General features: G+C 55.6%; 12 protein-coding genes. 6 read left to right on the forward strand and 6 right to left on the reverse strand.

Features of this window, described 5'->3' with window-relative positions:
* Positions 1–31: 31 nt before the first annotated feature.
* Together I6L41_RS01230 and I6L41_RS01235 are read right to left on the reverse strand one after the other, a co-directional pair.
* The gene (locus tag I6L41_RS01230; RefSeq protein WP_127005869.1) at positions 32–1,114 is read right to left on the reverse strand and encodes a diguanylate cyclase; all 1,083 of its coding nucleotides are present in this window, start codon (positions 1,112–1,114) and stop codon (positions 32–34) included.
* Positions 1,115–1,289: 175 nt separating this feature from the next.
* Entirely contained in the window at positions 1,290–1,643 is a 354-nt protein-coding gene (locus I6L41_RS01235; protein ID WP_216961395.1) for a DsrE/DsrF/TusD sulfur relay family protein, read from the reverse strand.
* 158 nt (positions 1,644–1,801) lie between these two features.
* On the opposite strand from I6L41_RS01235, the gene I6L41_RS01240 reads away from it, so the two are divergent.
* On the forward strand, positions 1,802–2,194 hold the full coding sequence (locus tag I6L41_RS01240; protein ID WP_216961399.1) for a DUF1090 domain-containing protein: 393 nt from the start codon (positions 1,802–1,804) through the stop codon (positions 2,192–2,194).
* A 78-nt stretch (positions 2,195–2,272) separates the two neighbouring features.
* On the opposite strand, the gene I6L41_RS01245 is transcribed toward I6L41_RS01240, so the two are convergent.
* The 3 genes from I6L41_RS01245 to I6L41_RS01255 all read right to left on the reverse strand — a co-directional run bounded on the left by I6L41_RS01245 (position 2,273) and on the right by I6L41_RS01255 (position 4,876).
* On the reverse strand, positions 2,273–2,518 hold the full coding sequence (locus tag I6L41_RS01245) for a YfhL family 4Fe-4S dicluster ferredoxin (RefSeq protein WP_033115344.1): 246 nt from the start codon (positions 2,516–2,518) through the stop codon (positions 2,273–2,275).
* Position 2,519: 1 nt separating this feature from the next.
* Positions 2,520–3,881, reverse strand: coding sequence for a tRNA 5-hydroxyuridine modification protein YegQ (yegQ, locus tag I6L41_RS01250; RefSeq protein WP_216961402.1), 1,362 nt, complete (start codon positions 3,879–3,881; stop codon positions 2,520–2,522).
* Positions 3,882–4,138: 257 nt separating this feature from the next.
* Positions 4,139–4,876, reverse strand: a complete 738-nt coding sequence (locus tag I6L41_RS01255) for an EAL domain-containing protein (protein ID WP_216961405.1) — start codon at positions 4,874–4,876, stop codon at positions 4,139–4,141.
* 269 nt (positions 4,877–5,145) lie between these two features.
* Between I6L41_RS01255 and I6L41_RS01260 the strand changes: the two genes are divergently transcribed.
* The 4 genes from I6L41_RS01260 to I6L41_RS01275 all read left to right on the forward strand — a co-directional run bounded on the left by I6L41_RS01260 (position 5,146) and on the right by I6L41_RS01275 (position 10,077).
* Positions 5,146–5,850 (forward strand): hypothetical protein, encoded by a 705-nt coding sequence (locus I6L41_RS01260; RefSeq protein ID WP_216961408.1) that lies wholly within the window; start codon positions 5,146–5,148, stop codon positions 5,848–5,850.
* A gap of 46 nt (positions 5,851–5,896) precedes the next feature.
* Positions 5,897–6,388, forward strand: a complete 492-nt coding sequence (locus I6L41_RS01265) for a CS1 type fimbrial major subunit (protein ID WP_216961410.1) — start codon at positions 5,897–5,899, stop codon at positions 6,386–6,388.
* A gap of 76 nt (positions 6,389–6,464) precedes the next feature.
* Positions 6,465–8,882 carry a TcfC E-set like domain-containing protein gene (locus I6L41_RS01270; protein ID WP_216961413.1) on the forward strand — a complete coding sequence of 806 codons (2,418 nt, stop codon included), beginning with the start codon at positions 6,465–6,467 and terminating at the stop codon, positions 8,880–8,882.
* Positions 8,869–10,077, forward strand: coding sequence for a hypothetical protein (locus tag I6L41_RS01275; RefSeq protein ID WP_216961416.1), 1,209 nt, complete (start codon positions 8,869–8,871; stop codon positions 10,075–10,077). Before I6L41_RS01270 ends, I6L41_RS01275 begins: the two co-directional genes overlap by 14 nt.
* On the opposite strand, the gene I6L41_RS01280 is transcribed toward I6L41_RS01275, so the two are convergent.
* Positions 10,074–10,712, reverse strand: a complete 639-nt coding sequence (locus I6L41_RS01280; protein WP_216961419.1) for a response regulator — start codon at positions 10,710–10,712, stop codon at positions 10,074–10,076. The genes I6L41_RS01275 and I6L41_RS01280 overlap by 4 nt on opposite strands.
* Before the next feature lie 316 nt (positions 10,713–11,028).
* On the opposite strand from I6L41_RS01280, the gene I6L41_RS01285 reads away from it, so the two are divergent.
* Positions 11,029–14,277: a transporter substrate-binding domain-containing protein gene (locus tag I6L41_RS01285; RefSeq protein WP_367947668.1), complete on the forward strand. Its 3,249-nt coding sequence runs from the start codon at positions 11,029–11,031 to the stop codon at positions 14,275–14,277.
* Positions 14,278–14,285: the final 8 nt, after the last annotated feature.

The following is a 14,285-nucleotide window of genomic DNA, read 5'->3' on the forward strand; positions in this document are numbered from 1 at the left end:
GGTTAATGCGGGGATCTGTGATGCTGAATGTTCAGTGCGTGCTACCCGGCGTCTTCTCTTTGAGCGCCTTCTTGGCTGCGTACATCCTCTCGTCGGCGAGGCGGATCAGGTTTAGCCCGTCGTCGTAGTGCTCCGGCCCGGTCTGCACTATGCCGATACTGAGGGTGAGATCGCCCAGCTGCTCCTTGACGGTGTTGACCAATCGTTTGAGATAGATATCCCGCGCCTGACTCTCGTTGCAGTTGGGCAGGATCAGGCAGAACTCATCTCCGCCATAACGAAAGCAACTGTCTTCGGCGCGAAAGACTTGACGGATGCAGTTGCCGACGATGCGCAGGATCTCGTCTCCGCGCTGGTGACCTTCGGTATCGTTGATTTGCTTGAAGTTGTCGATATCGAGATAGGCGATGGCCATGGGTTCGGCACGGCGCTGACAGGTGCGCAGGCTCAGCAGCAACAGCTCGTTGAGGTGGCGAACGTTGAGCAATCCGGTCAGGGCATCGGTGCGGTTCAGCTCCTCCAGTTGTTTGGTTCGTTCGCGTACTTTCTGCTCCAGACTCTTGGCATAGTTCTCCGATTTCTCTCTGGATGACTCTATTTCCGACACCAGACTGCGAATGTAGGTTTCGAAGACCAGAGTGATGTCGAACAGAAAGAGTTTGTCCAGTGCGGCCAGCATGACGAGGCGCTCCGGTTCATCGTGGATCTGCTCGAACATATCCTCGATCAGCAGGGCTTTGAGGGTGTTGATGGCGGCCAGATAGAGCTTGGGTTCGACCCCGATCCGCTTGTGAACCAGCCCGATCCGCAGCCGGTTGTTGACGTACTCCAGATCGTAATGGCCGCTGAAGAGATCGAGCACATAGCGCCGTTGTGCGGTGCGCAACCGTATGAGGGTATCGGCATCCCCGATCAACAGGGCGATCTCGGTGATGGCCGTCTGCTGCTGGTAGAAGCGATCCACCAGGGCGTCGATCCGTGGTTCTATTTTGCTGCAATAACTTGCCAGCCGCGCCACATCCTGTTCATTGAGCAGCAATAACTCCTTGCGATGGGCAATCTCGAAGTCGGTGATCCTCATCTGCTCAAGCAGGGTCTGTTCGGTCGGATTCATCGTCGTCCTCGGTTTATTACTGGGCGTTACGCTGTCCGTGAGGTGGGACAAACAAGCAGGTGTAGCAACTGATAGTGTAGTCAGTGAGACTGGCGGCGCGTGCAATGCCCCCGTATGGCGGGGGCCATGGAGGGTCAGATGAGGGCTAAAGGGGCAAGAGATCCGGAGGGGGAGGTCAGAACGTCAGCACCTTGTCGGCAGCCAGGGTCCATTGGGCCAGCATCGGCAGGGTGCCGACCTCAATGCCCTCGATCAGCGGCAGGGCGGTAATGCCACGGGCATCGGTGCAGGTCTTGCACAGGCGAATGGTGACGCCTTGCGCCAGCAGGATCTCCAGCATCTGGCGCAGGTTGTACCCTTCGGCCGGAGCCTGACCGGCCAGCGCTGCACTCACCGCATCGGACATCAGGAACAGCTTCAGGCTGGCACCACCCTGTTTGTTGAGGGCGATAGCGAGACGCAGGGCGTTGAACAGGGATTCGCTGCCATAGGGGGCGCCGTTGGCAATGACCACAATTTGTTGATTCATAACAGACTCCCGATTGGAAAGAGCGCCATTGTAGAACCAACGGGGTGCCAATTGCGTGATGTTGCACAACTTCTGTCGCACCTTTTTCCCGCTTGCTTGACCCTGCTGCCGATCGAGGTTTTTATGGTCAGCTCGCAAACAAGACCGGATGAATCGAGATGTGGAAAGTATTGGGAGCCGGCTTGCTGCTGTTGGCGGGTCAGGCCTTTGGCAGTGAGGCGGTCGGTTGCTGGGCCCGTCTGCAGGCCGTCAATGACCAGCTGGTGTTTGCCAAAGCACACAACAACGTTGGGCAGATTGCCGGGCTCGAACAGGCAGCGCGCAATATCAAGGCCAACTGTACTGATGAAGGTCTGCTCAAGGAGCAGAAAGAGCGGGTTAACAAACTGCGCGGCGAGGTGGACGAGCGCCTGCTCGAGCTGCAGGAGGCGAGAGTCAGTGGCAAACCGGAGAAGATTGCCAAGCGGCAGGCCAGGCTGGAGGAGTCCCAGACCCGGATGCTGGAGGCCCAGCGGGAGCTGGACAAACTGATCCGGCTGGTCGGCAAGTGATGCCCAGCAGCTGCACGCAGGATCAAAAAAGGCCGATTGCTCGGCCTTTTTTTCGTTTTACGGTCTGTGCATCAGCTACTACCTGTGCATCCGCACAAACTTCTCCATCAGCTGATCTTCAGTCTCCACATGGGCGGGATCCCAGATGATGCAGTCGATGGGGCAGACGCTGATGCAGGTCGGCTTCTCGTAGTGACCGACGCACTCGGTGCAGCGACTGGGGTCGATCTCGTAGATCTCCTCGCCGAGGCTAATGGCCTGGTTCGGACACTCGGGATCGCACATGTCACAGTTGATGCACTTGTCGGTGATGAGCAGTGCCATCTCAGGCGGCCGAGTGCGGCTGACGGGTATCCTGGCGCTCACCGAGGTTGCGCAGCAGGATGCCGTAGTCAACGTCCACTTCCTTCGGTACCGGCACATAGACCACGTGGCCGTTGCCCGGCGCGGTGTCGATGAGCTCGCCCTTGCGGTTCTGCATCTGCTCCAGATTGAAACGGACGTTGCCCTGCGGGGTCATCAGCTCCAGGTTGTTGCCCACCAGGAACTTGTTCTTCACCTCGACCTCGACCATGTCACCTTTGCGACCGGTGATCTCGCCGACAAACTGCTGGGTGTCGGAGACGGAGTAGCCGTAGTCGTAGTTCTGGTATTCGCTATGGTTGTGACGGCGCAGGAAGCCCTCGGTATAGCCGCGGTGGGCCAGATTTTCGAGGGTGCCCATCAGGCTGCGGTCGAACGGACGACCCGCTACCGCATCGTCGATGGCCTTGCGGTAAACCTGAGCGGTACGCGCGCAGTAGTAGAAGGATTTGGTGCGCCCTTCGATTTTCAGGGAGTGAACGCCCATCTTGGTCAGTCGCTCGACGTGCTCGACGGCGCGCAAGTCCTTGGAGTTCATGATGTAGGTGCCGTGTTCGTCCTCGAACGCGCTCATGTACTCGCCCGGGCGGTTGGACTCTTCCAGCAGCACCAGCGCATCGGTTGGTTTGCCAAGGCCTAGCGTGTTGTCCGGACGCACTTTGATCGGCTCCTGACGGTGAACGATCTGGCCCACATCATCTTCTTTACCTTCATGCACCTTGTACTCCCAGCGGCAGGAGTTGGTGCAGGTGCCCTGGTTGGGGTCACGCTTGTTGATATAGCCGGAGAGCAGGCAGCGGCCGGAGTAGGCCATGCACAGCGCGCCGTGAACGAACACTTCCAGCTCCATCTCCGGTACCTGCATGCGGATCTCTTCGATCTCGTCCAGCGACAGCTCGCGGGAGAGGATGGCGCGGGTCAGGCCCATTTGATGCCAAAACTTCACCGTGGCCCAGTTGACCGCGTTGGCCTGCACCGAGAGGTGAATGGGCATATCCGGGAAGGCTTCACGCATCATCATGATAAGACCGGGGTCGGACATGATCAGCGCATCCGGCTTCATCTCCACCACAGGGCGCATGTCGCGGATAAAGGTCTTGAGCTTGGAGTTGTGGGGCTGGATGTTGGCCACCACATAGAACTGCTTGCCCAGCGCATGGGCTTCGTTGATGCCCAGCTGCAGGTTTTCATGATCGAATTCGTTGTTGCGCACCCGCAGGCTGTAGCGGGGCTGACCGGCATAGACGGCATCGGCGCCATAGGCGTAGGCGTAACGCATGTTCTTGAGGGAACCTGCGGGGGAGAGCAATTCTGGTTTAAACATGGCGGACTCTTTATATCTGATTGCAAATCAGGACGATGCCACCTGATGGCATCGTAGTGGTTGAGTTGCGGTGCAAGATGCCCTCCGAGAGGAGGCTCAATGCAGCGCGACCCGATGACGGCATATCCGGGGCCTATCTACAGACGATGCGCCGGATATTCGGGGTGCGAGATTGTACTCGCCCCCACGTCATCATGCAATTTGGCAGGAAATTGTTGGCTGCGCGAGCCGACAGAATGCCGAAATGAAACAGCCGCTCAGGCCCAACGGGAGAGGGGGGCGGGCATGGCGTGGGCATAGCCCTGCTGATAGTCGCAACCTAGCTGGTTGGCGATCTCGATGTGAGTCAGGGTCTCGACCCCTTCGCACACCACCTTCATGCCAAAGCGCTGCAGATACTCCACCAGACCGCTCAGCATCCGCAAAGCATGGCTACTCTTGCTCGCCTGCAGCAGCAGGGAGCGATCCAGCTTGATGATCTCGTAGGGGAGCGCCATCACCCGCTGAAAATTGCACTCCTGGGTGCCGAAATCATCGCAGGCGATATGAGCGCCGTGGCTGCGCAGCACTTCGATCAGCTCCCGATGTTTGCGATAGAGCGGCGCGTGTTCCAGCACCTCGAACCAGATCGCTATCCCCAGCTTGCGAGCCTGCAGGATCACCAGCAACAGCAGGTTCTGGTATGTCGAGCTCTCAAGTGCAGGATTCAAGTTGATGGAGAGGGAGCAGGGCGCATGGCGTGCCAGTACGGGCAGGTCACGCCAGATCGCTCTCAGTATCACTATATCGATGTCCAGAGCTTCACCTTGGCTCAGCGTCAGGAAGTCGATGCCCTGGTAGCCCTGCCGGGAGGGATCCCAGCGTCTGGCCAGCGCTTCAAAGCCGATGATCTGGCGATCTCGGTTAACGATTGGCTGATAAAAGGGTACGGCAATGTCCGCTGTCGTCAGGGATGCCACGCCACTGACCGGAAGCTCTTCTTTGAACGCAAACATGGCACTCACCTGTTGACGGATATGGCTGTGAATAATACGAGGGACAATGGAAGTCTGGCTGTAGGAATTGTCCGATTATTGAGAGGAAGATGGAGAGGAGAATAGTTTGGCAATATCAGATTATTCCGATTAAGTTTGGTGCGAGCATTATTTAGACTGGCATCAATGACGAGCAATCAGACAGAGTATAGTTGTTGGTAAGTACAGGTTTAAATATTTCGTAGAACGTTGAGAGAGCTGTTTTCTATTTTAGTAGTGTGACAACACCCATGAATAAAATTTCAATCTTATTGCTGCTTATATTGAGCGGCAACGTATTGGCATCGCCAGATATCAGCGTTGGTACTTTATATGACTATATGTCGGCAGAGAAAAATACATTGCTCAAGCGGGTTAGAAATCTTGGTGATGAAACGGCATTTGTCCAAATAACCTTGGCCGAAATTATATATGGTGCCGATGGCGTGCCGAAGGAGCGGGAGTTACCTGAGGAGGGCGTTCGCCAGCTGGTGACAAGTCCATCACGGTTGATTATTCCTGCAGGTGGTATCCAGGCTACCCGCTTTATTTATATGGGAGTGCGGGAGCGAGAACGTTATTTTCGGGTGCGTTTTGTACCGGTCAAGCCACAGGGTGATGAAATAACCGAATTGCCACCACAGCAGAAAATAAGCGCCGGTGTCAGCATCATGACCGGTTTTGGCACCATTCTGTTTGTGGCACCCAAAGAGACCCGTTATGACACCCGGATTGGCCGCGATAACGGTGCCCTCTATGTGGAGAACCGGGGCAATGCCACCGTTATTCTCGATTATCTGGAGATGTGTGACAAAAAAGAGAGCTCATGCAGTCAACCGGAGAAGATGCATCTGCTGCCCGGTGTTAAGAAGCGGGTCAGTGAAGAGGCAACCCGGACTGTTCGTTTTGAACTGATCGAAGGGAAAAAATCGGTATTCAAGGAGTTCAAGCTCTGAATCCCGATCTATCACAAGACAGGTAATCACACCTGAAGGAGTAGTTATGAAGAAGTTATCGATCATCCCGGCCTTGCTATTGGCGAGCAATACGCTGATGGCGGCAGAGCGAGTCGAGCATACGGTAACGGTGACGGCGCAGATCCCGACTGACAAATTTTATGTGCAGCCGGTTGGGGACTGGATGAATACCCCGCAAAAGCTGACCTTCAACCCCTTTAGCCAGAAGCTGGATCCATTGGCGAAGCAGCTGGAGATGAAGAGCACCCTGGGCCCCATCAAGGGCTATCTGGTCTATCCCGCCACCATGGCGAGTGGCAAGGAGAGTATCGGCCTGACGGTCAAGGTGGCAGGTACGGCACTGACTACCGCGTCTCAAGATTTGTTGAACCAGGCGGACGCCAGTACCGGCAAACAGGTCGGGCTGGAGATCATCCCCGCTGCGGCGCCAGCCGGCGGCTACAAGCCCGGCAACTATCAGGGGATTGTCAGCATGATGTTTGAATCCGAGGCGCCGCCAGCCCCACCCGCTACCTAAATTCATTACAAATCAAGACCCAAGGGGCCGCGAGGCCCCTTTTTAGTGAGGCATCTATCTATACAGGTTGAACACCATGGTTCGAACTCCTCTTCTCCTGCTTGGGGTGTTGCTCTCGGCCCCTGTGATGGCGGCAGAGCCAGCACTGTTGCTGCAACAGGCGCGGCAATTGCCGAAAGGGTTTGAAGAGCACTTTTTTGGGGTGCCGCTGATGGTGCGGGTGACCGTCGACGGTCGCCTGCTGGGGGATGGCGAAGTGCTGCTCGGTCGTGATAACTCGGTGCAACTGCTCTCGCTGCTGGAGGTGCAGGAGAGCGAGTTTGACGAGGGGACGCGTGAACGCTGGTTGAACAAACTGGGTACAACACTGCCCCTTGGCGAGTGCGACCCGCGCTGCCCGGAGGGGATCCTTGGGCTGCAATACAGCCTGGAGGAGTCCCAGCTGTCTGTATTGACCAGTGAGGTGGAGCAGGCGGCGCGGGATCAACGTTTTATGGCGTTGCCCCAGGAGAGCAAGGGCTTGCTGGTCCAGAACCAGCTGAACCTGGTGCAGGGCAGCCAGCGCAATGGACACTACAACCTGCAGCTGGAGGGCAGCTGGGGACAGTGGACCCCTTTTATGGAGGGAGATGCCACCTGGCAGGAGGGGCAATCGAGTGAAGTCGGCCTGGCTCAGCTTTATGGCGAGCGGCTCCATGAGGCCAATTTTTATCGTCTCGGCTTCTTCTTTCCCTCGGCGCAGGGGTTGGTGCGTCAGCCCAACTACTACAGTGGCGCGACCCCCACCGTGCTCGGGATGATGTGGGGCAGCTCGGATCTGCTGCGCCGGGAGCGCGGGGTCCCCAGTCTGGCGCCGATCCAGGTGGCACCGGCCCGGCCGGGCATGGTGGAGATCTATCGTGATGGCAACCTGATCCAGTCCCAGCCGGTCGTATCGGGTTTGCAGGCGCTCGATACCCGCTCGCTACCCGGTGGTATCTACGAGGTGGAGCTGCGGCTGCTTGAGGATGGTCAGGAGACCCGCCGTTGGCGCGAAATGATCTACAAACCCTCCAACTGGCAGACACCGGAGGAACCGTGGCGTTTCAACCTCTTTGCCGGGCGTCAGACCCGCTGGCTGGTGCGGCAGGGAGATAGCGATTTGGAAGGCGCCAGTGGTGGTGCTGCGGTGAACCACCTGCTGCTTCCCTCGCTGGTGGTGGGGGCGGGTAGCCAGTATGTGGACAGACGTGCCCAGCATTCCCTCTCACTCGACTGGGAGGCTACCAGTCAGCTCCACGGCTTTGCCTCCCTCAACCAGAGTGTCGGCATGGGATGGGGTTACGATCTGCAGGGGATCTACTGGCATGGCAATAGCAGTCTGGTGGCCAGCCATTCACGCAATCTGCGAAAGCAAGGGGAGGCAAGTTCGGTGTCCAGCCTGTCACTACAGCAGTCGCTGGATCGGTGGGGCTCCCTCGGGGTCTATGTCTCTCACCAGTCTGGCCGTGGCAACGGCGCCGATGTGGGATGGCACTACAGTGACCGGCTTTGGGGGCGTTGGGTGACCTGGGGGGTGACCCTGTTCGATCGCCCCGGCAGCGAGAGCACGGCGCAGCAGCGGGATCGCGGTAGCACGCTGAGTCTCACTATCAACTTGGGGGGAGATGATCGCCAGTTGTCGCTGGGGCTGGGCAGCAATACCTCACGCTCGGGCGGTGCCCAGCGCAGTGCCTATCTCAACTACCAGCAGGAAGTGGATTGGGGCCCGTTGCGTCAGGTCAGCGTGGGCAGCACCCACGACAGCTATGGTACCGGTCTATCCGGCTATGGTCGTTTCGCGTCGCCCTGGTTGGGGGGCGACCTGTTTGCCCAGCACTCCTCCTACAACGCAGAGGTGACCGGCGGCGTTAATCTGGAGAGCGTGGTGGCACTGGGGCAGGAAGGGAATCTGGCGCTCGGTTCCCGCGATATGGGCGGCATGGGCAATGAGGCTGCGATGATCCTCGATATCGATGCTGATAACGAGGCGGCGCGGATCAGGGTCAGCGACGATCTGGGCAGCGTACAGACCCTTGGGCCCGGTCGCCATCTGGTCTCGGTGCCTGCCTTGCAAAGTGGCGCCTTGCAACTGGAGATGGCTGACCACGAGGGGACGCCGCTCACCATCAAGCCCACCGTGCTCCCTTACCACCTTAATCGCGGTGGAGTGGGTTATGGCCAGGTGAATGCCATTAGCACCGTTACAGTGATTGGTCGCCTGCTCGACGAGCAAAATAGGCCGCTGCGTGGTGCCATGGTCAGCAACCCCATAGGGCGGGCGTTTACCGAAAACGATGGCTTCTTTGCGCTGGAGGCGAGTCGACGGCAGCCGGAATTTAGCGTGGAACATAATGGCACTCTCCGTTGCAACAACTCGTCAGGAGAGCAGAGCCACACGGATGCATCGGAGATTATTATGTTGGGAGAGTTAATATGTTCATCTGGTGTGACTGTAAAAAATGAAAAGCATTAAAATATTAGTTCTATTGATGTTTAGTCACTCTTCTTTGGCTGATGTGATTGATATTACGGCAGACTATAAACCGGAGAGTTATGAAGTGAGTGGTGGGCGTTTTATAAACACCACTCCGTGCGATGTCGGCCAACCAAATTCATATTGTGATCCACAGAAGCCTCTAGAGTCATCGGTTATAGTAAAACTCCCGGCGTCGGTAGAAAAAACAATAAATTCGACGAAGGGTAAACAGAACTACCTAAGTTACTATCGACTTTCTGGCCCTAAAAAAGTGACGTTGACGAACAGCAACAATGGAGAACGTCATGAATTAACCTTTATTCCTACCAATATAGGGGCAAAGGTAATCAAAATGACATATCCACTTGTCGATGGTAAAAAGTGGCCCATGGGTGCTATTAGTGGTGACTGTTATAATAGTTTTACAACTTGGGGCTGGTCGTCAGGGTCTGTAGTAACGGGGCAGCTTTTTTTATACTCTGTTAATGATGTGGCTCAAAATGGTCCGTCTGAGTGTTACTACAATAGCCAACTTGGTGATGGAACATCATTAATTACCGATTGGATAAATTATGGTTTTCGCATCAAAGCGCCTAATCCATTGACTATGTCAAACGGAAAGTATACCGGTAGTTTAAAAATAATGGTTGGTCGTAATAAGGATATTGATCTGGGTGATGCAACCTATTCTAGGGGAACAGAGCATGAGCTTAAATTTACACTGACAGTCCGTCACCAATTAAAAGTTGATTTTCCCAAAGGGGATAGCGATGGTCATAGCCAAGTAACCTTGTTGCCACCAGGTGGGTGGATTAATTGGGTCCATAGTGGAAAACGAGAGCCAAATATATTGCAGCAAGACCTTCCTTTTCGGATATGGTTTAGTGCCCCGTTTACAGTCGCACTGCGTTGCCAATATCAATGGAGCGCCAGTAGTGAATGTGCATTAAAAGATAACAAGGGGCGAACAGTGCCATTAAAAACATACTATGTTAACGGACTGAACGACATGATTATGTTGACCACAAACCAACACAGATTTGCACCTCCTGCACAAGCAAAACCATCTATTAATGTGGCCAGAGCAATTCGATTTCAGATTGTGGGTGGGACTGTCTCCGAGATGATGAAATATCCTGGCTCCTCTTTTAAAGGCGATGTCACCCTGATATTTGATGCGGCTATCGATTAGCAGAGCCCGCTGTTTTTGGCATAGTCAAAGAGTGCGCTATCGCTGCTAATGCCCAGTCGAGTCATAGCACTCTTTTTCTGGGTGCTGATGGTTTTGACGCTGCGATGAAGGTAGTCGGCAACCTGAGTGACCGACATGCCACTGGCAAGCAGGCGTACTACTTCACTCTCCTTGGGCGTCAGCGGGTTGTTATTGCCTTGCCCGGAGATACCGGCACTTTCCAGCAGCATCCGTACTGTCGGGCCAATATAGCGATGGCCGAGCAATATCTGGCGAATGGCATCAGCCAATTCATTAATAACCGATTTCTTTAGTATCAGACCCTTTACTCCAACCTGAATAAGGGATTGCAAGATGGCACTGTTCTGGATTTGGGTCAGCACGATAATGGGCAGATTGGGATAATCCCGGCGCAACTGCTGGATCATGACCATGCCATCGCTACGGGTATCTCCCGGCATGCTGAAATCGGTGATCAACAGATCACAATGATGTTGCTGCAGTAAGTTCAGCAAGTCAGATACCTGATATGCCTCGGCGATCACTTCACAATGGGGGGTTATCTGGTCAATCAGGCTGCGGATCCCGGTCAGAATCAAGGGATGGTCATCGGCAAGAATAATCTTGAAGGACATGGATGAGCCTCTTATAAAACGGTGAGTAATATTCAGGCTATCAAAGCTAACATTTCTGTACTACCGTGCGCACCCCATTTTTTAGGAGCATATATCTTTTGACAAATATATGTGAATCGTTATGTCTATGTATTGTTTGCTTATGTCATTAATCAAACGATTCATAATTATTGTCTCTGTTTTTTTCTTGACGCCTGCCGTATTTGCGGCAAAGGGGCCTTCTGTACCCACGATTGAAGTAGGCATATTGGTCGGAGGGTGGGGCCCGTTTCAGCAGTGGGACGGCAAGGTCGCCGCCGGCTTTAGCGTTGAATTGATGGAACAATTAGCCAAAAAGCTGGACTACCGGATTGCCTGGCAGGTCTACCCTGACTGGGAAGCCATGTATACCGATGCCTGCCATGGCAAGCTGGATATCCTGCTCGATGCCTTTAACTCTGAGGTGCGTCAGTGTGTCACCTATAGCCTGCCTTACTACACTTCGCCGACCGTGGTGGTGGTGCGCCAGGACAGCCCCCTGTTTCGGGATGTGAGCCGGTTGCAGTCCGCAAGCATTGCCATCGAAAAAGGCTTTCTGACCGAGAAGCTGGTCAAGCTGCATTATCCCAATGTCACACCGCGACTTTTTGTCGATACGCACCGTGCATTGCAGGCGGTTGAGCAAGGTCGGGCGGATGCCTACATCGGCAATCTCCATGTGGCCAATCTGTTTATCGAGCGTCATCCGGCGTTGGCGGTGGTTGCCCAGTCTCCCTTGTTGATGGAAACCCTGCATCTTGGCGTCGCCAGCCAGAAACACACTCTTGCCATCCGGCTTGATACTGCCATTCAGTCGCTAACGGTCGAGGCGCGCAGTGAACTGGAGAAACGCTGGTTGGGGGAGAGCCTGGAGCCCAACTTTATGGGGCACAGCAATTTCTTGCTTCGGCCTGATGAGCGTGGCTGGCTCTCGACGTTGCCGCCACTCAAGCTGGGGTTGATCCCCGGCTGGGTGCCCTTCTCTTATCACGATCAGGAGGGCAATTCGGTCGGCTTGATAGCGGATTATCTGAAGGTGTTGCAAGAGAAGCTGGGGCTGGCATACAGCAGCGTCCCTCTACAGAGCTGGCCGGAACTGCAACAACTGCTGCTGCATCATGATGTGGATCTGGCGGTATTACCCGCTCGCATTATCGAGCGGCTGGTGGGTTGGCATGCCAGCGAACCCTTCGCATCATTCCCGATGGTGCTGGTGACGGCGCGCGGTAGTATTCCGATCGGGGATCTCTCCGATCTGGCCGGTAAAAAGCTGTTGCTGACCGACAGCATGCTGATCCCCCAGCTGAGGGCAATGGTGCCTGACCTTAAGTTGATCACGACCAAGAGCGCTGGCGAGGGACTCACCCGTGTTGCCGCAGGTGAGGGAGATGCCTATATCGGTAATCTGGTGGTGGTCTCCCGTCTTGTCACCGAGCAGTTTGATGACCGGCTTCATATTGCCGCCCCCACCCCCTTCAAAGATGAGTTGGCCGTTGCGGTGCGTGAGCCTTACGTCCCCTTGTTGCCCCTGGTCAACCGGGTGCTTGCCAGCATGAGCGACAAGGAGAAGCGCCAGATACGCAACAGTTGGCTGGCGCTCAATTACAGCGAAGGTATCCCCAGAGCGAAACTGGTGCGAACCCTGCTGCCCGCCGGGATGGCGATCACGCTCTTTATTCTGGTGCTATCGGTGGCTTACTGGCGGCTGCGTCAGGAGATAGTCCGTCGTCATCAGGTTGAGGCAGCACTCGCCAGAGCCAAGACCAAGGCGGAGTCTGCCGCCACGCAGAAAGGGGAGTTTCTGGCCACCATGAGCCACGAAATTCGCACGCCTATGAATGGCATTATCGGTATGGCGGAACAGCTCACCTTTACCGAATTGACTCAGGATCAGCGCCAGATGGTGGAGGTTATCAACCGCGGTGCCCAGGGGTTGCATGCGCTGATCGACAACGTGCTCGACTTCGCCAAGCTGGAGGCGGGCAAGATGCAGCTCGAAGAGGCCCCTTTTCTCATCCGTGAATTGATCGACAGCGTGCTGACCATGACGGTGAGCGAAGTACATCGCAAGGGATTGCGCGTCTATCTCTGGGCGGATGCCGGTGTGGCGGCTCGGGTTAGTGGTGATGCGCTGCGTCTGCGCCAGATCCTCTTCAACTTTGTCAGCAATGCCATCAAATTTACCGAGCGGGGCTTTATCGAGATCTCGGTGCAACTGCTGTCGCAGGGGGAGGGGCAACAGCAATTGTGCTTCGGTGTGCGCGACAGCGGCATCGGTATGAGCCCAGAGGCGCTTGGCCGGATCTTCAATGCCTTTGAACAGGCAGAGAGCTCCACCACCCGCAGTTATGGTGGTACCGGCTTGGGCCTGAGTATCTGCCAGACCCTGGCCGCCTTGATGGGTGGCGAGATCCGGCTGGAGAGTGCCCCTGGGCTGGGCACTTTCATCAGCCTGACGGTCACGTTGCCAGTGCTGGCACAGCGAGAGCCGGATCTCCGTCTCAATGGCGTGCAAGCCCATATCGATCTCCATGACGAGAAGCTGTGCCACACCCTGCTGTTGCATCTTGATGCCTTGGGGGTAACACGAACGTTGGAGTCTGGTGATGCTCATTTGCGTTTCACAGACCATGAGTTGGCGGGCAACGGGCTTATCCGGGTGCTGCCGCTGGCAACCCCTCTCGGTTATCGTTGTGATGAGGAGGGTTACATCCTCAACAGCAATCCCATGACCTGGCATGCGGTGCGGGAAGTTTGCTATCGCCAGCTTGGCTTGAGCGATGGGACGGCAACGAAAGCGATGCGAAAGAGCGCACCCATGCAGCCCTGCCGGGTATTGCTGGTGGAGGATAATCCCCTCAACCAGTCGCTGGTGATACGCCAGCTCAGGCAACTTGGGATGAACTGCGATGTGGCAGAGCATGGCCAGCAGGCTCTCGAGATGGTCGCGCAGCATCCCTATGAGCTAGTGCTCTGTGACTGTCAGATGCCGGTGATGGATGGTTACGAGTTCACCCGCAGGATACGGGCTGCAGAGAAAGGCGAGCGGCAGCTGATCATCGCCATGACGGCCAATGTGTTACCAGAGCAGGCTCAGCGCTGTTTTGCCGCGGGCATGGACGATCTGTTGGGCAAACCGGTGCTGCTGGATACTCTGCGCCAGATGTTGCAGAAGTGGCGAATCTTACCCGCGCCAACCTTGATTGATATTGCGGCCATGGAGGCATTTTTTGGTCATGGTGACAAGTTGCAGCAGATGTTTCCGCTTTTTCGCCAGGAGCTTGAACAGTCGATGGTGCAGGAGCCACTTGATGACAGTGCATTGGCCAATTGGGTGCATCGTCAGGCGGGGACCATCAGCATGATGATGGCGCCGGAATTGGCTGAACAGGCATGGCGATTGGAAGAAAAAATCCGTCAGTTTGGATCGCCAGCTTGTACCGATGAGCTGACACGCTTTCGTACCCAATTACAGCAAATCATCGATGAATTGACGTTATTGAGCGAAAGAGAGGGGCATTCAGTTATCGAGGGAGAGCTGGAGTAAGGGGAACT

Source organism: Aeromonas sp. FDAARGOS 1411, from assembly GCF_019047125.1.
Classification (GTDB): domain Bacteria; phylum Pseudomonadota; class Gammaproteobacteria; order Enterobacterales; family Aeromonadaceae; genus Aeromonas; species Aeromonas veronii.

What these genes read in the sequence shown, in the direction of transcription:
- I6L41_RS01230 (WP_127005869.1), bottom strand. Translation starts at nt 1,114, where the DNA reads ATGAATCCGACCGAACAGACCCTGCTTGAGCAGATGAGGATCACCGAC.
- I6L41_RS01235 (WP_216961395.1), bottom strand. Translation starts at nt 1,643, where the DNA reads ATGAATCAACAAATTGTGGTCATTGCCAACGGCGCCCCCTATGGCAGC.
- I6L41_RS01240 (WP_216961399.1), top strand. Translation starts at nt 1,802, where the DNA reads ATGTGGAAAGTATTGGGAGCCGGCTTGCTGCTGTTGGCGGGTCAGGCC.
- I6L41_RS01245 (WP_033115344.1), bottom strand. Translation starts at nt 2,518, where the DNA reads ATGGCACTGCTCATCACCGACAAGTGCATCAACTGTGACATGTGCGAT.
- yegQ (WP_216961402.1), bottom strand. Translation starts at nt 3,881, where the DNA reads ATGTTTAAACCAGAATTGCTCTCCCCCGCAGGTTCCCTCAAGAACATG.
- I6L41_RS01255 (WP_216961405.1), bottom strand. Translation starts at nt 4,876, where the DNA reads ATGTTTGCGTTCAAAGAAGAGCTTCCGGTCAGTGGCGTGGCATCCCTG.
- I6L41_RS01260 (WP_216961408.1), top strand. Translation starts at nt 5,146, where the DNA reads ATGAATAAAATTTCAATCTTATTGCTGCTTATATTGAGCGGCAACGTA.
- I6L41_RS01265 (WP_216961410.1), top strand. Translation starts at nt 5,897, where the DNA reads ATGAAGAAGTTATCGATCATCCCGGCCTTGCTATTGGCGAGCAATACG.
- I6L41_RS01270 (WP_216961413.1), top strand. Translation starts at nt 6,465, where the DNA reads ATGGTTCGAACTCCTCTTCTCCTGCTTGGGGTGTTGCTCTCGGCCCCT.
- I6L41_RS01275 (WP_216961416.1), top strand. Translation starts at nt 8,869, where the DNA reads ATGAAAAGCATTAAAATATTAGTTCTATTGATGTTTAGTCACTCTTCT.
- I6L41_RS01280 (WP_216961419.1), bottom strand. Translation starts at nt 10,712, where the DNA reads ATGTCCTTCAAGATTATTCTTGCCGATGACCATCCCTTGATTCTGACC.
- I6L41_RS01285 (WP_367947668.1), top strand. Translation starts at nt 11,029, where the DNA reads ATGGAACAATTAGCCAAAAAGCTGGACTACCGGATTGCCTGGCAGGTC.